The following is a 1,234-nucleotide window of genomic DNA, read 5'->3' on the forward strand; positions in this document are numbered from 1 at the left end:
GGGCGGATTCAACCGGTCGTCGCAACACCCTCGATCATATCCTGTTTGAGCAGCTGGTCGAGTACTTCTGCCGGTGTTTGCCAGCCCAGCGTTTTGCGTGGTCGCGTGTTCAACGCGTGAGCAACCGCATTCAATTCGTCTGCACCATGCTGGCTTAGGTCTGTTCCCTTCGGGAAGTATTGGCGGAGCAGACCATTGGTGTTCTCGTTGCTACCTCGCTGCCAAGGACTTTGTGGGTCGCAGAAGTAGACGTCGAGACCGGTTTTGATCTGGAGCTGGGCGTGTTGTGCCATTTCTGCCCCCTGGTCCCAAGTCAGTGACCTGCGCAGGTGCGCCGGCAAATCCATGATCGTGCCCGCGATGGCATCACGGACGGCTTCGGCACCGTGACCGGCAAGAGCTGGACCGTTCTTTATGGACTTTGTCTTTCCGTGACCTTCCATGCGCGGCAGATGCAACAACATCGTGAAGCGTGTTGTTCTCTCGACCAAAGTACCGATCGCCGAACTGCCCAGACCGAGAATGAGATCGCCCTCCCAGTGACCTGGCACCGCCCTGTCACCGATTTCTGCCGGACGGTCACTGATCATCAAGGCATCAGAGATGAAAGCCTTTCCGCGGTTCCGGGCGCGCTCTCGAGGGAGCCGCAAAGCGCGTCCAGACCGCAAGCAGGCGGAGAGCTCCCGCCTCAACGCACCGCGCCCTTGAATGTAGAGCGCCTGGTAGATTGCTTCGTGACTGATGCGCATGGTCGGGTCCTCGGGAAAGTCTACCTTCAGACGCTGCGAGATCTGCTCCGGGCTCCAGGCCAAGGACCAGCGTCGGCTTTGACGACGAACAGCCCGCCGCTTCTTCCATACCACGACAGGCCCATTGAAGGCGATGCCGTCAGGCGTGGTGATCAGGCCCGCCAGCCGATCCTGTACGTAGTTGCGCAGAGCGGGATTGAGCGCGAGCTTGCTGGCCTTCGGACGATTGGCGGAACGATCCGCATGCCACTGCGCGTTGATCGCGCGGTAGTCGAAGTCTCCGCCACGGGTCGCCGAATTGCGCCTGATTTCTCGGGAGATCGTGCTGGGCGCGCGCCCCAGCTTGAGGGCGATGCCGCGCACGCCCGTGCCCCTCGCAGACTCCAAGGCAATTTCCTCGCGTTCCGCGAAAGAAAGGTTTCGCCCCTTTGGCGGCGGCGTCGAAGGCGCAAGATGTGTTGGTGGCATTCCGCCAGAACTCCGAA

General features: G+C 60.9%; 1 protein-coding gene. It reads right to left on the reverse strand.

Annotation, left to right across the window (positions count from 1 at the left end):
* Positions 1-8 precede the first annotated feature (8 nt).
* Positions 9-1,234, reverse strand: a 1,226-nt coding sequence (locus AX756_RS24715; protein WP_068318546.1) for an IS30 family transposase, incomplete at its 5' end; no start/stop codon positions are given.

Origin of the sequence: Aliiruegeria sabulilitoris (genome assembly GCF_001558155.1) — a bacterium.
GTDB classification, from domain to species: Bacteria; Pseudomonadota; Alphaproteobacteria; order Rhodobacterales; family Rhodobacteraceae; genus Tropicimonas; species Tropicimonas sabulilitoris.